The 16,599-nt window shown below is 40.7% G+C and carries 16 protein-coding genes; 7 read left to right on the top strand and 9 right to left on the bottom strand.

All coding sequences use genetic code 11. From position 1 onward, the window contains the following. Positions 1 to 5 precede the first annotated feature (5 nt). Complete coding sequence (gene murU / locus HHA43_RS09105) at positions 6 to 695, bottom strand: N-acetylmuramate alpha-1-phosphate uridylyltransferase MurU (protein ID WP_168542443.1); 690 nt, start codon at positions 693 to 695, stop codon at positions 6 to 8. Beyond that, positions 696 to 1,709 (bottom strand): aminoglycoside phosphotransferase family protein, encoded by a 1,014-nt coding sequence (locus tag HHA43_RS09100; protein WP_168542441.1) that lies wholly within the window; start codon positions 1,707 to 1,709, stop codon positions 696 to 698. It lies immediately after the preceding gene. A 120-nt stretch (positions 1,710 to 1,829) separates the two neighbouring features. On the opposite strand from HHA43_RS09100, the gene HHA43_RS09095 reads away from it, so the two are divergent. Both HHA43_RS09095 and HHA43_RS09090 read left to right on the top strand, forming a co-directional pair. Then, positions 1,830 to 4,271 carry an LPS-assembly protein LptD gene (locus HHA43_RS09095; RefSeq protein WP_168542439.1) on the top strand — a complete coding sequence of 814 codons (2,442 nt, stop codon included), beginning with the start codon at positions 1,830 to 1,832 and terminating at the stop codon, positions 4,269 to 4,271. Then, positions 4,271 to 5,572, top strand: a complete 1,302-nt coding sequence (locus HHA43_RS09090; RefSeq protein WP_168419028.1) for a peptidylprolyl isomerase — start codon at positions 4,271 to 4,273, stop codon at positions 5,570 to 5,572. Before HHA43_RS09095 ends, HHA43_RS09090 begins: the two co-directional genes overlap by 1 nt. A gap of 170 nt (positions 5,573 to 5,742) precedes the next feature. Here the strand turns inward: HHA43_RS09090 and hfq are convergent, their stop codons facing one another. The 4 genes from hfq to tsaE all read right to left on the bottom strand — a co-directional run bounded on the left by hfq (position 5,743) and on the right by tsaE (position 9,756). Next, positions 5,743 to 6,261, bottom strand: coding sequence for an RNA chaperone Hfq (hfq, locus tag HHA43_RS09085; RefSeq protein WP_168419029.1), 519 nt, complete (start codon positions 6,259 to 6,261; stop codon positions 5,743 to 5,745). A gap of 92 nt (positions 6,262 to 6,353) precedes the next feature. Further along, positions 6,354 to 7,298, bottom strand: a complete 945-nt coding sequence (miaA, locus tag HHA43_RS09080) for a tRNA (adenosine(37)-N6)-dimethylallyltransferase MiaA (RefSeq protein WP_168542437.1) — start codon at positions 7,296 to 7,298, stop codon at positions 6,354 to 6,356. 6 nt (positions 7,299 to 7,304) lie between these two features. Continuing rightward, entirely contained in the window at positions 7,305 to 9,287 is a 1,983-nt protein-coding gene (mutL, locus tag HHA43_RS09075; protein ID WP_168542435.1) for a DNA mismatch repair endonuclease MutL, read from the bottom strand. Further along, positions 9,280 to 9,756: a tRNA (adenosine(37)-N6)-threonylcarbamoyltransferase complex ATPase subunit type 1 TsaE gene (tsaE, locus tag HHA43_RS09070; protein WP_168419039.1), complete on the bottom strand. Its 477-nt coding sequence runs from the start codon at positions 9,754 to 9,756 to the stop codon at positions 9,280 to 9,282. The genes mutL and tsaE overlap by 8 nt, the downstream gene beginning before the upstream one ends. Positions 9,757 to 9,972: 216 nt before the next feature. Between tsaE and HHA43_RS09065 the strand changes: the two genes are divergently transcribed. From HHA43_RS09065 to HHA43_RS09055, 3 genes are all read left to right on the top strand, one after another. Next, complete coding sequence (locus HHA43_RS09065) at positions 9,973 to 10,887, top strand: pseudouridine synthase (RefSeq protein ID WP_168419032.1); 915 nt, start codon at positions 9,973 to 9,975, stop codon at positions 10,885 to 10,887. A gap of 109 nt (positions 10,888 to 10,996) precedes the next feature. Next, entirely contained in the window at positions 10,997 to 11,353 is a 357-nt protein-coding gene (locus tag HHA43_RS09060; RefSeq protein WP_168419033.1) for a type II toxin-antitoxin system RelB/DinJ family antitoxin, read from the top strand. 93 nt (positions 11,354 to 11,446) lie between these two features. Beyond that, complete coding sequence (locus HHA43_RS09055; protein ID WP_168419034.1) at positions 11,447 to 11,890, top strand: GNAT family N-acetyltransferase; 444 nt, start codon at positions 11,447 to 11,449, stop codon at positions 11,888 to 11,890. Positions 11,891 to 11,933: 43 nt separating this feature from the next. Here HHA43_RS09055 and HHA43_RS09050 read toward each other — a convergent pair whose 3' ends face one another. Continuing rightward, positions 11,934 to 12,656 (bottom strand): pseudouridine synthase, encoded by a 723-nt coding sequence (locus HHA43_RS09050; protein WP_168419035.1) that lies wholly within the window; start codon positions 12,654 to 12,656, stop codon positions 11,934 to 11,936. 158 nt (positions 12,657 to 12,814) lie between these two features. Here HHA43_RS09050 and HHA43_RS09045 point away from each other — a divergent pair, with 158 nt between their 5' ends. Beyond that, positions 12,815 to 13,270 carry a DUF441 domain-containing protein gene (locus HHA43_RS09045; protein WP_168419040.1) on the top strand — a complete coding sequence of 152 codons (456 nt, stop codon included), beginning with the start codon at positions 12,815 to 12,817 and terminating at the stop codon, positions 13,268 to 13,270. Between the two features lie 42 nt (positions 13,271 to 13,312). On the opposite strand, the gene HHA43_RS09040 is transcribed toward HHA43_RS09045, so the two are convergent. Further along, complete coding sequence (locus HHA43_RS09040; protein WP_323126718.1) at positions 13,313 to 14,488, bottom strand: MFS transporter; 1,176 nt, start codon at positions 14,486 to 14,488, stop codon at positions 13,313 to 13,315. A gap of 119 nt (positions 14,489 to 14,607) precedes the next feature. After that, positions 14,608 to 15,528 carry a LysR family transcriptional regulator gene (locus tag HHA43_RS09035; RefSeq protein WP_168419036.1) on the bottom strand — a complete coding sequence of 307 codons (921 nt, stop codon included), beginning with the start codon at positions 15,526 to 15,528 and terminating at the stop codon, positions 14,608 to 14,610. A 210-nt stretch (positions 15,529 to 15,738) separates the two neighbouring features. Here HHA43_RS09035 and HHA43_RS09030 point away from each other — a divergent pair, with 210 nt between their 5' ends. Next, a complete protein-coding gene (locus tag HHA43_RS09030; RefSeq protein WP_168419037.1) occupies positions 15,739 to 16,569 on the top strand; it encodes a hypothetical protein in 831 nt (276 codons plus the stop codon). Positions 16,570 to 16,599: the final 30 nt, after the last annotated feature.

Raw genomic sequence — 16,599 nt, 5'->3', positions numbered from 1 at the left:
TGCACTTAAGCGTACACACCCTGCTGAATTTGTTGATCTAGTGCATTTAATCGCTCAGGAGTGCCAACATCCACCCAAACGCCCTGCAATTTCTGTGCAGAAATTTTTTCTTGCTGCATGGCTTGTTTCAATAATGGTGCTAGTGGACGCTTGCCCGATTCTAAGCCAACAAACATTTGTGGATGCATCACCGCGACCCCACTGTAAGTCAGATTTTCACCTGACTGTGCTTGTTCAAAGGTATAAGCCTTATTTTCAGACAAGGTAAAATCACCTTGTGGATGCTGCACAGGGTTTTCAACTAAAACCAAATGTGCCAAAGCATCCTGCAGTTGTACATTCAACAAAGGTGCGAAATCCATCGTGGTCCAAACATCACCATTCACCAATATAAAAGGCGCATTGCCTAATAATGACAGCGCATTGATGATTCCGCCTGCGGTTTCTAAGCCTTCACCTTCATGCGACCACAAAATTTTTACACCAAATTGCGAACCATCACCCAAAGCATCTGTGAGTTTTTCACCTAGCCATGCGGTATTAATGACAATTTCCTGCACACCAATTTTTTGCAATTTTTCGATGTGCCACACAATTAAAGGCTTACCACCGACTTCCAATAATGGCTTAGGCGTATGCAGTGTTAAAGGACGCATACGATTACCCATGCCCGCAGCAAGAATCATGGCTTTCATTTAAGCAACCACCTCATACTGACCATATTTAGCCGTAAATTTTGGCATTACTATATTGTGAATGAATTGCATAAATGGTTGTAATTCAGGATACGGCTTGCTTTCTTCAAGCAAATACCACATTACTCTTGGTAAGTCTTTGAGATAACCCGACTTACCATCACGTTCAAACAGACGCACAAAAATACCTAAAATTTTGATATGACGCTGAATTGCCATCATATCGGCATCTTTTTTAAATTGTTCAAAGTCACGATCTTGCTTAGATGCTGTTGGCAACAAGTCATAGAACATTTTAAACCAGCGATACACACGCTCAGCATTCCACTGCACATAAGCATCGCGTGTAATTGAAATCAGGTCATAAGTGTCTGCACCAATCACAGCATCCTGAAAATCAATTACTCCTAACTCGGCATCATCATTAATTTTCATTAAGTTACGACTATGAAAATCACGATGCACAATCACTTGTGGCTGCGCCAAAGCAGCATTGGCCAAAATCGCAAATGTACGTTTAATTAATGCACTTTCTTCAGCCGTTGGCTGAATCTGTAAAGCGGGCAATAACCAGTCGGTGAGTAGCTCCATTTCACTGATCAACTTGTCATACGAATATCCAGGGAAATGTGCCGCACCATCAATCGCTTGTAATTGAATCAGTTGCTTAAAGCACTGTGCATAATAGTCATCTACTGTGTGTTCATTTAATAAGGTCGATAACAGCACATCGCCAAAATCTTCCAACAACAAAAAGCCTTGTGTCAGGTCTTTGGCCACAATTTTGGGTACACGCACAGCATTGGCAGCAAAAAATTCATCAATCGTGACAAAAGAACCACAATCTTCTTTTTCTGGTGGTGCATCCATGAGCATAAATGTTTTATTATTCAATTTGATTCGTGCGTAACGACGGAAACTTGCATCGCCTGCTAAAAAATGAGTTTCAAATTGATCTGAACCAAGTACAGATGTTATCCATGTTTGTATCAATTGTTCACGTTGTGTATTCATTTGCAATAAATTCTAATACAGGCTGAGTTTTTAAAGTGCTAAGTGTAGCTACTTCTGCGCTTTTTCTCTATGATGCGACAATAATTAATTGCGATTAAGCACTCTTGGTTGATGAGATAAATGAAGCATCAGTTTAAATTTAATCCTTTAGCGACTGCGGTCTTAACTCTGTTATGTGGTCACTCTGTTTCCAGTTATGCACAGACAGCAGATCAGGCTTCATCGGTCAGTCATATTGACAACCAACGGCTTAAACAAAGTATTCAAGAGACTTACCCAGGTCAGCAATTCTTTGAGCAATATTATGTTGATAAAGCAACGCCCGAAGCGCAACAACAATTTGGTAACACAGCCAGCTCGGCTTATTGTAAAGGTGCTTGGCTGACACCTATCAGTTCAAATACAGTTGCTGTAGACGCTGCAGAAGCAACCTCTACCGTTACTGCCGATTATGGTCACTATGACCCAAATGGCGATTCTGTCTTAGAAGGCAATGTCCTGATTGACCAGCAAGGCCGTCAAATTCGCGCCGATAAAATTACCATTGATCAGACCCAAACCTTTGCCAAAGCCGAAGGTCGTGTTCAAATGGCACAAGCTGGTTTACTTGCGCAAAGTGATGAAATTAACTACAACCTTAAAACTCAGCAAGGCGATTTAAATAACAGTTTTTATATTGCTGAAGAACAGCATGCTCATGGCATGGCAGAAAAAATTGCACGTACCTCAACCAATACCATGGTACTCAATAACGCCACCTACAGCACCTGCCCGCCCGAGCAAGCGCCAACCTGGAAAATTCAAGCCAACGAAATTAAGCTCAATCAGGAAACTGGACGCGGTGAAACACGCGGTACAAAACTATATGTAAAAAATGTACCGGTCATGGCTGTGCCTTATTTTAACTTTCCGATTGACGACCGCCGCACGACAGGTATTTTGACCCCAAGTTTTGGTTTTACCAATGATGGTGGTGTTGAACTTTCTGTACCTGTGTATTTGAACCTAGCACCTAATTACGATGCAACCGTTAGCCCGCGCTATATTGGCGATCGTGGTGCAATGCTAGAGGGTGAATTCCGTTATTTAACTGAAAATTTTGGTTCAGGCCAAATCTGGGGTGGTTATTTAGCTTCAGATGCCAAATATGATGATCAAGACCGTAAAGACTTGCACTTTTTACACAACTGGCAAATTAACAATCAGTTTTCGACTAATCTTGAATACAACTATGCTTCAGACAAAGATTACTTTGCCGATTTAAATAATAACCCTAACTCCAAAACCGATCTTAATTTACGTCGTGCTTGGGAACTTAACTATCGCAATGGTATTCCTGGCTTAAAAGCTCAGCTCAAAGTTGAAGATTTCCAAACGCTGGATCAATCTATTGCCTATGAAAAACGCCCTTATGCACGTTTACCACAATTCTTGTTGAATTATAAAACAGGTAATCCTCAAGGTTTCCAAGTCGAGTTTAATAACGACACGGCTTACTTCAAAAAAGACATTGGTGCATTAGATGTAGGCGAACCAAGCGGCACCCGTATTTATAACGAATTTGCAGTACGTTATAACTACCGCAATCCGTGGTCATTTGTTATTCCAGAAGTGTCTTTACGCAACATTAACACCTTCTATGACAATGCGTTGAATCAATATCACTCATCTAGTGAAAGTGAATCTGTCACTGTGCCACAATTTACATTGGACACAGGGATTACCTTTGAAAAAAATGGTCGCTTCCTACAAACGATTACGCCACGTGCATTCTATGCCTATGCACCGTATAAAAATCAAAATGATCACCCTAACTTTGATTCTGCAACAGCATCAATCAATTATGATCAATTATTCAGTCCAAACCGTTTCTATGGACATGACCGTTTAGAAGATAATAATTTCCTATCTTTAGGCCTAAGCTACAGTCTGTTTGATGAAATTGGTTTAGAGCGCGTTAAGGCAGGCATTGGTCAAAGTTTCTATTTTGAAGACCGCCGTGTCACACTAGAAAATACCAGCGATGATTTTGACACGCAAAGCCGTACAGGGCCAATTGTCAGCCTCACCAGCCAATTAAGCCAAAATCTCAGCATCAGTGCCAATGCTGCTTGGATGTCTAATGGCGACAATGCTCAGCGTAATGTAAATCTGCTTTACGCTGGCGATCAGGGTAACTTATATAACTTTGGCTATATTAACCGTCGTTATATTCCAAACCGCCAAGACCATTATGATCAAGTGGTTGCATCATTCATTCAACCCATTCACAACAACTGGCGTATTTTAGGTCACGCACAATATGACTTAGATAACAGTGTGGCACGTGAGTATTTACTGGGTGTAAATTACGAATCATGCTGCTGGGGTATTTCAGTCTATGGTCGCTCTTACTATAACGACTTGGACGATGTGACAGATGCAGGTGTTAAACCAAAACGTGCCATTATGGCAGAGCTAAATTTAAAAGGTTTAGGCAGTTTCAATAATAAACTTGCTTCTTTGCTTGAAAACCGTATTTTAGGTTTTAATAAAATTAATCAATCTTGGACACAACGTTAATGAAGACAGTACAGTTAAAACGATTTTTAAAAGCATCTACCTTGGCACTGAGCATGGCTGTTAGCCTGCCTGCATTTGCTGCTGCGAATGATCAAATTGTGGCTGTAGTTGACAATAGTGTCATTTTAAAAAGTGATTTAGCGCAAAGCGTGGTTGAACTTAAGCAACAGCTTGAAATGCAAAAGCGCCCTGTTCCACCTCAACAAATTTTAGAACAACAAGCCTTAGAGCAATTAATTGTACGTCAGGCTCAATTAGAACAAGTAAAACGCTATAACATTAAAGCTGATGAAAAATCCCTGAATGAAGCTGTGTTAAAAGTTGCACAGCAAAATGGAAGCAATAGCTTAGAGGCTTTTCAGCAAAAGTTAGATAAATCATCTCCTGGCAGTTATGCATTTTTACGTAATCGTATTGCAGAAGATTTGGCCATGAATCGTTTGCGTCAGCAAGTGGTGATGTCACGTATTCAAATTAGCGATCAAGACGTTGATAACTTTCTGAAAACCCCACAAGGTCAGGCCGCTTTAGGCAACCAAGTCCATATTTTGCATGTGCGTGTTTCAGGAAAAGAAAATGCAGCTCAGGTTGCGCAACAAGTCAAAGCTGAACTGGCGCAGAACAATGACATTCAAGCCATCAGTAAAAAATATACAGGCAACGGCATAACTGTTCAGTCTGCAGACATGGGCTTACGTAACTTGACCGATATTCCTGCAGAACTTGCTGCACGTATTACGCCATTAGATGTGGGGCAAACCAGTGAATTGATTGAAGTCCGTGATGGTATTCATGTCGTAAAATTACTGGAACGCAAAAGTACTGAGCAACGTGCACTAGTTCCACAATACCAAACTCGACATATCTTGATTCAGCCAAGTGAAGTAGTAAGCCCTGAAAATGCGAAACACATGATTGACAGTATTCACAACCGTTTAAAAGCGGGTGAAGACTTTGCAACCTTAGCTTCGACTTTCTCTAATGATGCTGGCTCTGCACGTGATGGCGGTAGTCTAGGCTGGGTGAATCCTGGCGTGATGGTGCCAGAATTTGAAAATCAAATGAAAAACACTGCAAAAGGTGAAATTAGCGCACCATTCCAAACCCAGTTTGGTTGGCATGTACTGCAAGTGACCGATACACGCCAGCAAGATATGACTCGTGAATACCAAGAACGTATGGCACGTCAAATACTAGGTGAACGCCAGTTTGATACTGAATTGGATAGCTGGTTACGTGAAACGCGCAACAATGCTTTTGTAGAAATTAAAGACCCAAGCTTAGACCGCAAGAAAAACTAAGCTTAAGTTTTCTGCTATTTCTAAGATTAAAACCAGTGTTGCTACACTGGTTTTTTTTATGCTTTTCTAACATGTGCACCGCATCTTATTTACTACTCAAATATGACTTTGATAAAAACCATAGACATAAAAAAACCTCTCATTTTGAGAGGTTTTTTTAAGAAGATCAATTAATGGTTGTTATCGTCTTCTGAAGATTCTTCAAATTTAGAATCGTTGTCAAAACCGCCTGTTGCTTGACCGCCACCGAAGCCACCTTGACCACCGAAGCCACCTTGACCACCAAAGCCGCCGCCTTGACCACCAAAGCCACCTTGACTACCGAAACCGCTACCTTGACCACCGAAGCCGCCTTGACCGCCAAAGCCGCCACCTTGACCACCGAAGCCTCCTTGACCACCAAAGCCACCACCTTGACCACCGAAGCCACCGCCTTGACCGCCAAAGCCTGCGCCTTGACCACCAGCAGGTGCACCAGCAGGACGTGGATTACGTGCAGGAACAACTGTAGAAATTGCATGTTTGTAAACCATTTGGCTTACTGTATTTTTTAATAAAACAACATATTGGTCAAAAGATTCAATATGGCCTTGTAGCTTAATACCGTTCACAAGGAAGATAGAAACAGGAATACGTTCCTTACGGAGAGAATTCAAGAACGGATCTTGTAAAGTTTGACCTTTAGACATGTTATAACTCCAAAAATAATTAAAAATCAGCGCAAAAACTATCTCTATTTTTCAATTAAAAATTATAAAAAAGACAGTAGGTAAATTTTGCTTTATCCGTAACAGTTTCGCAAGTCTTCTTGAGCCTGCTTTATCGTAAAATATGTGTGAAATTTATGCGATTCTTGCAACGATCTGAGCCAAGTATATTGACGTTTCGCGAGTTGTCGTGTCGCGAATAGCGCCTTATCCTCCATTTCCTGCATTTTTTCGCGACTTTCATCACCGTTTTGCAAAAACTCTAAAGCTTGACGATAGCCAACTGAACGCATAGAGGGTAAATTAGCATCTAAATCGTAATTTTCAATAAGATGCCGCACCTCATTCAAAAAACCCATTTCCCACATAATCTCTAAGCGTTTTTGAATACGCTGATGTAATTCTACCCGATCAGGCATCAAAGCGTGGTTATGAAAAGTGTAACGATATGGTACATTTTTGGGTTGTTCTGCCTGAAGCTGGGTAATTGGCGTTCCTGTTAATTTATAAACTTCCAGTGCACGAATAATACGTTGTTTATCTGACACCTTAAATTTTTCACCTGCTAGTGCATCTACTGCACATAACTCTGCATAGACCGCCTCCCAACCTTCGCGTGCAGCTTTATCTTCAATTTCTGCACGGACGTCATAATTGGCACTGGGTAAATTAGAAGATAGCCCTTCAAGCAAAGCTTTAAAATACAGCATGGTACCACCCACTAAAATTGGGGTTTTTCCACGTGCGTGCATATCATCAATTAAGGCGCAGGCATCTTCCACAAACTGTGCAGCAGAATAAACTTCAAGCGGGCTAATAATATCAATCAAATGATGCGGATAACGCGCCTGTTCCGCTTTAGTTGGTTTGGCTGTACCAATGTCCATATCTCGATAAACCAGCGCAGAATCGACTGAAATTAGCTCAAAATGACCTAGTTCATAGAGTTCACATGCCAAAGCAGTTTTACCACTTGCAGTTGGTCCCATTAAATTGATGACCGGCAATTGTTTTGACATGTAATACTACTCTCCTCGAGCAAAAAGTTTATCTAATTGGGCCAATGGGAAAGTACGCCATGTTGGACGACCATGATTACATTGGCTGGCAAATTCGGTTTGTTCCATTTGACGTAACAAGGCATTCATTTCAGAAAGACTCAGCATCCGATGTGCACGTACTGCACTATGACACGCCATACCCGCCAAAATATGATCACGTTTTTGCAGTAATGCCTGCGCTTCATCATTTGGGTCTAAATCATTCAGCAATTCTGGGATTAACTCTGCAAAATCTGCTTTATGCAAAATGGCTGGTACACCACGCACAATAACTTGCTCATCGCCATATTGATCAATTTCCAAACCTAAACGTGCCAATTGTGGTTTTAAATCATCTACACGCATGGTCTGCATACGGCTAATGCTGATAACTTTAGGAATAAGTAATTGCTGTGAAGTCCAAAACTCTGGTTTATCCCATGCAGCTTTCATCTGCTGTAAAACGATACGTTCATGTGCGGCATGCATATCGACAATAATCAGACCTTCGCTGTTTTGCGCCAGAATATAAATACCGTGCAATTGTGCAATCGCAATTCCAAGTGGGTGTTCATCTACAGCTGTCGTTGATTCATACGCTACGCTAGTTGAATCTTGAGGGTCAGCATCACGCAAAGGTGCAAGATAGCTTTTTAAGGCATTATTCAGCTGTTGTGAGCCTTGGTACCTGCCTTGCATTGCTTGGCTGTATTGCACAGTTTGCGGATGGCTACGATTAAACTCCGTGAGTAAATCACTACCTGATGCTGCTGTAGTTAATACGTGATCTACATCTACCGTTTGTTCGTACGGATTTAGGGGATTGGTCTGCACAGATTTGTGCAGCTGAAATTGTTCTTGGTAACGTGGTTGTACGACATAAGGTGCTGCCTGCTCTACTGGGTCGGCTTTCATTGCGGTCGCAAGATCAGCTGTTGCAGTTTGAAATTGTGCCAAGGTTTCTTTGGTATAATGCCGTACAAACTCATGCACTTCACGCTGATTTAAAAAGCGGATTTCATGCTTAGTTGGATGCACATTGACATCAATATTTTCAGGTTCAACTTCTAAAAACAGTAAATATGCCGCATGTTGATGCCCATGCAAAATACCATCATAAGCCATGCGTAAAGCATGGGAAATGGTCTTGTCTTTAACAATACGCCCGTTTACATACACATATTGCAAGTCGGCTTGCGAGCGAGCATCGGAAGGATGACCCAACCAGCCCGATAAGCGCATAGTGACACTGTCAGCATCTATCCAATAAGCATTTTCAACAAAGTTTCGCCCTAGCAGTTGTTGTACCCGTTGAAAACGCAATTCGCCACTGTCGGCAATGGGTAAATTCAGTTTGATGCTGTCGTTGTGTTCTAAAACAAAACGAATATCAAAATGCGTGAGCGCCAAACGGCGTACAATTTCTTCAATATGTCCGAATTCTGTACCCGCTTTTTTTAGGAATTTACGTCGTGCAGGGACATTAAAAAATAAATCCTGTACTCGAATATGTGTACCTTTGGGTGCAGCCACAGCCTGAATATCTTGATGATCAAAGGCTGTACCATTCACTTCGACCTGATACCCCACACCATCTTCCGTTTGACTGCTGACTAAAGTCAAACGAGATACCGCTGCAATTGATGCCAAGGCCTCACCACGAAAGCCTAAACTGACAATGGCATGTAAATCATCCGCTGTCTGAATTTTACTGGTTGCGTGACGAGTGACCGCCAAAGGCAGGTCTTCGGCATGAATCCCACGACCATTGTCAATAATTTCAATCAGTGTACTGCCGCCTTGTGCCACACGAATAATCAGCTCAGTTGCACCTGCATCAATCGCATTTTCTAATAATTCTTTGACTACAGACGCAGGCCGCTCAATCACTTCCCCTGCAGCAATTTGGTTGGCTAATGCAGGTTCAAGCGTATGAATACGACGTAGATTTAACGCATCATTAGGCATGATTAAACTGTTGCTCCAAAGCTTGTTGTAACTCAGCCGAAGATGAACTCAGTGTTGCAAAACGGCTTAATTCATCTTCAGATTTTTTAATATCAATAATGAGGTCGGCAGCTGGAATTTCATCGCCACCTTTAGAAGGCCATTCAAACAAAAATAAGGCATTTGGAGTTTCTAAATAATCACGAATACCCATCAACTCCAATTCGTATGGGTCGTTTAAGCGATATAAATCAAAATGAAAAATATCTTGCCCTTGAATTTGGTACGGCTCTACCAATGTGTAAGTCGGGCTTTTAACTGCACCCTGATGCCCCAAATGCTGCAAAAAATAGCGCGATAAGGTGGTTTTTCCTGCACCTAAATCGCCGATCAAATAAATCACACCAGAACGAAAATGCGTAGCCAAAACCTGTGCCAGATTTTGGGTATCTTGCTCATTATTTAAAGCCAAATTAAATGAATACTGCATAGCGCTCACGACATGATTCAAAAGACCAATTATGATAGCATCGCACTGCTTTAAAGCCTATGTACTGATGTATAAAACTGTGTAAATGTGGACAATATATTGCATATTTATACAGCTAGATTGTCTGATCTGACGCAATTGAATACCCGAATTTGCTTAGGCTATTTGTATTTAATCAAATGTAAATTATTTTCACCTCATACGAGCAATTCGCAGATGAAGTCGACTCACCTCAGCCCTTTTATTCCGCCTATGTTAGATGGTGTGAGCGCCAGCAAATTGCATTTACCCAAATTAGACAACAACCCTAGCTCTGTTTTTGATTATTTAACAACTCAATTTGCGCATATTTCTGCGCAGGAATGGCAACAACGCTTTGTAGATGGTCTGGTTTATGACAATCAAGGCAATCGTCTAAATGTAGATGCACCTTACCTCGCACATCAGGATATTTTTTATTATCGATTTTTAGCACATGAAGTTACTGTGCCTTTTCAGCATCAAATTTTGTTTGAAAATGAACATTTACTGGTGGTCGATAAACCTCACTTTTTAACCATGAGCCCCACTGGGCAATATGTACAAGAAACCTTATTGGTAAGGCTGAAAAAACAAACGCAAAATGAACAACTCACCCCTATTCATCGCTTAGACCGTGAAACTGCAGGTGTGGTGCTGTTTTCCAAACAGCCTGAAACTCGTGCGGTATATCAACAATTATTTGCAGAACGTCAGGTGCAAAAAATTTATCATGCAATTGCGCCTTATCGAGCGAATTTAACACTGCCATGTAAAGTGCAATTACGCATGGAAAAAGGCGAACCTTTTTATTTGATGCAAGTGGTGTCAGGCACTGCAAATAGCGAAACAGATATTCATTTACTTGAACATAATCAGACATGGGGAAAATACGAACTGCATCCCACCACAGGTAAACAACACCAATTGCGAGTACATTTAAATCATTTAGGCATCCCAATTAAAAATGACCCTTTTTATCCTATTTTGCAGCATAAAAAAAATGATGATTTTTCTCAGCCATTACAATTACTGGCCAAGCATTTAGCATTTTTTGACCCGATCAGCCAACAGCAATTACAATTTAGTGCAGTACAAGAATTGACATTGTAATATGTTTGTCATTACAAAATAGCGTATTTTATCTGTAGTCATATTGAAATTACACTCCAATTGTTTACAATAACGCTAAAATTTAAATCTTTTTATTCCATTAAAAATTATGAGAAAAACTGAAGTCTATCAAGTACGCTTGGACTCTCAAGAGAAAAAACAAGCTTTTGCTGTGTTTAAACAACTCGGGATTACACCTGCGCAAGCAGTACGCCTATTCTTTAAGCAAGTGGTACTAACAAAATCAATCCCCTTTTCAATTGAAAATCAGAATATTAATTTGGAGCAATTGATTAAGTTACGTAAATTAAAACAAGAGCAAAAAGCAGACCTTACAGAGCCATCTGCAACCCCAGATACAAGCGCAATGCCTACCGCTCAAACCGAAGAATTTGAGCTAGATGATGAGCATTTAGATCTGTTTGATGAGTTGAATGCCATTTTGGGTGAAACTGACAAAAATTAACAGTGTTGCATTTTTAAACAAAATTTTAAAAAATAGCTTTAAAAACTTAGCTATGCTTCATGCAAGGATAATAAAAAAGCATGGAGTACCAATATGATTGTAAGACGTGCCACTTTAGAAGATTTAGAACAACTTGCGGTATTGTTTGATGAGTATCGTCAATTTTATGGCGCTTCCTCAAATTTAAGCCTTTCTGCAGCCTTCCTAAAACAGCGTTTTAAAAATCAGGAAAGTGTGATTTTCATACATATCAAAGACCATAAAATTACTGGATTTGTACTACTTTATTTAGGTTTTTCATCTGTTGCCTGTTCAACTTACTATATTTTAGATGACGTCTATGTCACCCCAGTTTTTAGACGACAAGGCTCGGCCAAACAGCTAATTGATACCGCTATTTTATTTGCACGACATGAAAATGCACTACGCATTAGCCTTGAAACACAGAAAAGTAATTACCAATCGCATCAATTGTATGAAAAGATGGGTTTTGTCAAAGATGATGAGTTTCAAACCTATCACTGCTTTTTAAAATAGTAGTGCACCTTACTAGCTTTGCATCAGTAGTTTTATTCGTGCTTTATTCAATACGTGTTTTCGCTAACTGGATTTGTTCGGGGCTTAAATAGACCCATTCACCGACATCTATGGCCAAATCATTCAGATTTAATGCACCCACCTGCTGGCGGTGCAATTGTTCCACCTTATTGCCGACTGCCGCCAACATACGTTTGACCTGATGATATACCCCCTGATGAATGGTCATTTGCAATTCACATTCAGCAAGTTGCTGTACTTCTGTTGCAGCAAATAGCCCTGTTTCATTACGCAATGCTACACCCTGCTCTAGTTGCTGTATTTGTGCAGCACTTATTGGGTCTGCTGTATGCATTGAATACACTTTTGCCACATGCTTTTTAGGATGGGTCAACGCCTGTAAAAATTGTCCATCATCAGTCAGCAGCAACAGACCTGTAGTATCTTGATCTAAACGTCCTACACATTGTAGCCCACGGTTCAGCAATACATCATCAAACAAGTCAAATACGCTAAAGTGATGCGTCGCCTGATGCGAACACTCATAGCCCTGTGGTTTATGTAAGGCAATATATACCTGTTCACGGTACTGATAGTTTTGTCCGTACACGCTAAACTGCAAAGCAGTATCTGGTTTTATCTGGATAGCAAATTTAGGGTTGGTCTGAATTTCATTCTGAATACTTACTGCACCATTTTTAATAAGTTGCTGACAATGTTTACGTGAACCAAAACCTTGTGATTGCAGCATTTTTTCCAGCAACATAACGACCTTTCCGTGCATAAACATTTAAAAATAACTGTTGCCCGCTATTCTAAACCAAATACACAACAATTTCTGATCAGTTCGTGCGCTCTGCCCATTCATGGCTAAAAGCCGTTACAATAATGACACTTTTCCAGTTTTCTATTGTATTGATCATCATGCTCTCCCAATTAGACCTTAACTTAATGGTACTGATCGTGCTGCTGGCCTGCGGTATTTTCAGTCAAAACTCCGCAGTAACCATTGCTGCAGGTATATTGATTGTGTTCAGAATTACACCTCTGAGTGAGTTTTTCCCACTATTGCAGCAGCACGGTTTAAATATTGGCATTATTATTCTGACCATTGGTGTACTGACACCCATTGCCAGTGGCAAAATTCCTGGTGATGCAATTTTAAAATCTTTTCTTAGTTGGAAATCGTTACTTGCTATTGCGATTGGTGTTTTTGTTGCATGGTTAGGTGGGCGTGGTGTGAAACTAATGACCAATCAGCCCAATGTCGTAGCAGGCTTGTTGATCGGCACTGTGGTAGGTGTTGCAGTGTTACGTGGTGTTCCTGTCGGCCCATTGATTGCCGCAGGAATTTTAACTTTATTTATTGGCTATTCTTGAACTTAATTTAGATCACGCATTGGAAATGAAAACCTTCCAAATTCATGCAGTTTTACGAAATAAGATAGCGGTTAACAGCATCCCTATAGCAGATAAGACTGCCATTAAAATACCGACCCAAAACCATGTTCCTGTGGCAGAAACGATAGCCGCCACCACAGGTGGCAACAAAAATTGAGAACTTGCTGAACATTGCAGCACCAAACCTATGGTTGTACTAATTGCAACAGGTTGAGGGGCAAAATGCATCACTTGTGCAAATACTACCGCGGCAACCAAACCGCCAAATAAAGAAAAATTGAGTACCAGTAAAAACTGTACAGCAAAGGGTAAAGCTTCACGTAATATGTAAAAACTCAGCGCGCACAGTATAAGTACAACAAAGCCGAGTTGCATCAAAACCAACGCTCTAAAACCACGTTGCAATAAAATTCCACACACAAATGTCCCCACTGCATTGGCTATTGCCACCATTGCCGTGAGTATGCCTGCAGTTTGTAATGAAATTTGATATTGCTGATAAATCGTGGGTAAGAAACCCACCAAACTGAACCACTGCCCAGCATATACACCAAAAACCAAAGCCAGTATCCATGCAGGTGGATGAGTTAAAGTCGCTTTGATCAGGTCAAATATGGCGATCGTTTGCGTGCCGATCTGCACACTCGGCACGACTTTATAAATGATGATTGCAAGGATAAAGGATAACAATGCAAAGCACATCCACACGCCTTGCCAATCCAACACATCCAATAAAAAAGGTGTGGTCAATAAGCCAATGCCCATACCACCACCCATATAGGCGCTCCAAAGTCCCATTTTGGCAGGCAGTTGTTCTATAGCAACCAATTGACGAATCATTGCAGGACCACTCAAAGTGACCAGTAAGAAGCCAAAACCTTCAATGACACGCAGTATTAATAAGGCTGAATAGTCTTGAACAAAACCACCTATAAAACTGGCGCTACCCAGTAAAGTCAGACCTAATAATACGCAACGCTTCAATCCAATTTTTGCAGTATAACTGCCCAACAGTAAGGCAAAACTCATGCCTGCAGCTTGTACCAAAGACAGTAAAAAGCCTGCCTGAACCAAACTAATCCCAAGTTCAGCCTGTAGCACAGGAACAGTGGGCGGCAATTTGCCAATATGCATTGCGGCCATAAAACCCGCTGCCACAATCCACAAATCCTTTGTCAGCCAACGCACCGAACTCACCACGCTCTCCCTTAATATTTGCAAGGCAAGCTTAGCAAGAACATTCCGTTGGCTTTAGAGAATATTTGAATCAGCTTAATGCTTTTAACAATAAGTCTGCACTATCTTTTATAGCGTGCTCAGCTTGAATAATACTGTGTCCGCTTTTGTGAAAATTTTTCGAGCTGCTTTAAAAAACCTTCAAAATAACTCTTTTCTTTTTCTTCGCTCCGATAACCTGCATACAAAGTACGGCGTAACCCGCCTGCAGCAACACAATCTAAACGACGTGAAGTCACCCAGCCTTTTTGTTCATATTCATTCACCACCCAGTCAGGCAAAGCACCAATACCGCGACCACTGGCCACAAGCTGAATTAACATTTGGGTTAGATCTGTAGTACGAATGGCTTTGGGCTGAATATTGGCAGGAATAAACAGCTTAGACATAATATCCAAGCGGTGTTTATCTACAGGATAGGTAATTAACGTTTCTTCAGCCAATTCCTGCACGGTAATACGCTCTGCACGTACCAAAGGATGAGTATTGGACAATACCAAACGTGATTCATATTCAAAAATTGGAAAATATTCGATACCTTTGAGTGCAATCGGGTCTGCGGTAATCAACAAATCAAACTCTGCCGTTTGCAGCAATTCATGAGGATTAGCTTCAAAACCTGAAGCGAAATCCAAATCTACATCAGGATATTGTTGTCGATACTGATTTAGTAGCGGCATCAACCAATCAAAACAGCTATGACATTCCGAAGAAAAAATAATTCGCCCCGTTTGACCATGCACAATGCGGGTAATGTCGGTTTGGGTAATCTGAATTTGCGGCAAGACATCATCGGCCAATTTTAATAATCGCTGCCCCACATTAGAAAAAGTCACAGGGCGGCTACGGCGGTTCACCACTTCTACCCCATACCAATGATCTAATTCTTTTAACTGGTGAGAAATTGCTGATGGGGTCAGACACAAATCATTGGCGGCAGCAACCAAAGAACCATGCTCACGCAGGGCTGCCAAAGTTTTTAAGTGACGAATTTCAAGCATTGCTTGTTCCTAATTTTTAAAACTGCTGATGTATTTGTTCGATGCTTTTATTGAGATTTAATCTGTAGCAGATCATTTCACAAAGCTTAAATGCAAACACAAAAAAATGAATTTAATTAATTTTAACATGAAAATAATGAGTTTGTTTCATCTTATTTTTTATTTGATGATATTTACAACATAATCAGCTCAATCTCCCTTGGAATTATCATGACATTAACCACACATATTTTAGGCTACCCACGTATTGGGGCAAAACGTGAACTCAAATTTGCAGAAGAATCCTATTGGAAAGGTGAAATTCAACAAGTTGACTTTCTAGCTGAAGCTCAAGCGGTTGAAGCCGCTAACTGGCAAGCACAGGTAGATGCAGGGATTTCTATACTTACAGTGGGTGACTTTGTACTTTATGACAGCGTTCTCACACATGCTGTACGTTTAGGTATCATTCCAGCACGTTTTAAAGATGCAGCAAAACTGAATCAAGTCGATCAACAATTTTATTTAGCACGTGGTCGTGCACCAAACTGTAGTGATGTTGCAGCGCTGGAAATGACCAAATGGTTCGACACCAACTACCATTATCTTGTACCTGAATTAAATTCAGCTCAGGAATTTAAAGCTGATTTTTCCGACTTATTTACACAAGTGGAACGCGCAAAAGCCTTTAATAAACCGCTAAAAGTTGTTGTACCCGGCTTGCTAACGTTTTTGTACTTATCACGCATTGTCGATACCTATGAAACGCTAGAAACAAAACAGCATACGTGTGAATGTAATATAATGCAGCGTGAAGTTGCCGCAAATCAAGCCACTTTGCAATTTATAGATGCATTACTGCCTATTTATGCTGCATTGTTTGATGAACTAAAAGCACGTGGTGTGGATTATGTACAACTCGATGAACCTGCCTTGGTTTTAGACCTTGAGCCAGAATGGCAAACTGCATTTGAACGGGTTTATCACCTATTACAGCGTCGTGATGGTTTAAAACGGCTTTGTTGCACAAACCTATCTGTAAAGGCTTTTTCAGCGATATAATTTTCAAATGAAGAAGCCTACACACAAAAT

Source organism: Acinetobacter sp. A2 (assembly GCF_012371325.1).
Classification (GTDB): Bacteria; Pseudomonadota; Gammaproteobacteria; order Pseudomonadales; family Moraxellaceae; genus Acinetobacter.
Note: the sequence above shows the minus strand (reverse complement) of the source record. Positions and strands in the feature narration are given on the sequence as shown.

What these genes read in the sequence shown, in the direction of transcription:
- HHA43_RS09100 (WP_168542441.1), bottom strand. Translation starts at nt 1,709, where the DNA reads ATGAATACACAACGTGAACAATTGATACAAACATGGATAACATCTGTA.
- HHA43_RS09050 (WP_168419035.1), bottom strand. Translation starts at nt 12,656, where the DNA reads ATGTTGCTGGAAAAAATGCTGCAATCACAAGGTTTTGGTTCACGTAAA.
- tsaE (WP_168419039.1), bottom strand. Translation starts at nt 9,756, where the DNA reads ATGCAGTATTCATTTAATTTGGCTTTAAATAATGAGCAAGATACCCAA.
- HHA43_RS09045 (WP_168419040.1), top strand. Translation starts at nt 12,815, where the DNA reads ATGCTCTCCCAATTAGACCTTAACTTAATGGTACTGATCGTGCTGCTG.
- murU (WP_168542443.1), bottom strand. Translation starts at nt 695, where the DNA reads ATGAAAGCCATGATTCTTGCTGCGGGCATGGGTAATCGTATGCGTCCT.
- HHA43_RS09035 (WP_168419036.1), bottom strand. Translation starts at nt 15,528, where the DNA reads ATGCTTGAAATTCGTCACTTAAAAACTTTGGCAGCCCTGCGTGAGCAT.
- HHA43_RS09065 (WP_168419032.1), top strand. Translation starts at nt 9,973, where the DNA reads ATGAAGTCGACTCACCTCAGCCCTTTTATTCCGCCTATGTTAGATGGT.
- HHA43_RS09060 (WP_168419033.1), top strand. Translation starts at nt 10,997, where the DNA reads ATGAGAAAAACTGAAGTCTATCAAGTACGCTTGGACTCTCAAGAGAAA.
- HHA43_RS09055 (WP_168419034.1), top strand. Translation starts at nt 11,447, where the DNA reads ATGATTGTAAGACGTGCCACTTTAGAAGATTTAGAACAACTTGCGGTA.
- HHA43_RS09090 (WP_168419028.1), top strand. Translation starts at nt 4,271, where the DNA reads ATGAAGACAGTACAGTTAAAACGATTTTTAAAAGCATCTACCTTGGCA.
- HHA43_RS09095 (WP_168542439.1), top strand. Translation starts at nt 1,830, where the DNA reads ATGAAGCATCAGTTTAAATTTAATCCTTTAGCGACTGCGGTCTTAACT.
- HHA43_RS09030 (WP_168419037.1), top strand. Translation starts at nt 15,739, where the DNA reads ATGACATTAACCACACATATTTTAGGCTACCCACGTATTGGGGCAAAA.
- miaA (WP_168542437.1), bottom strand. Translation starts at nt 7,298, where the DNA reads ATGTCAAAACAATTGCCGGTCATCAATTTAATGGGACCAACTGCAAGT.
- hfq (WP_168419029.1), bottom strand. Translation starts at nt 6,261, where the DNA reads ATGTCTAAAGGTCAAACTTTACAAGATCCGTTCTTGAATTCTCTCCGT.
- mutL (WP_168542435.1), bottom strand. Translation starts at nt 9,287, where the DNA reads ATGCCTAATGATGCGTTAAATCTACGTCGTATTCATACGCTTGAACCT.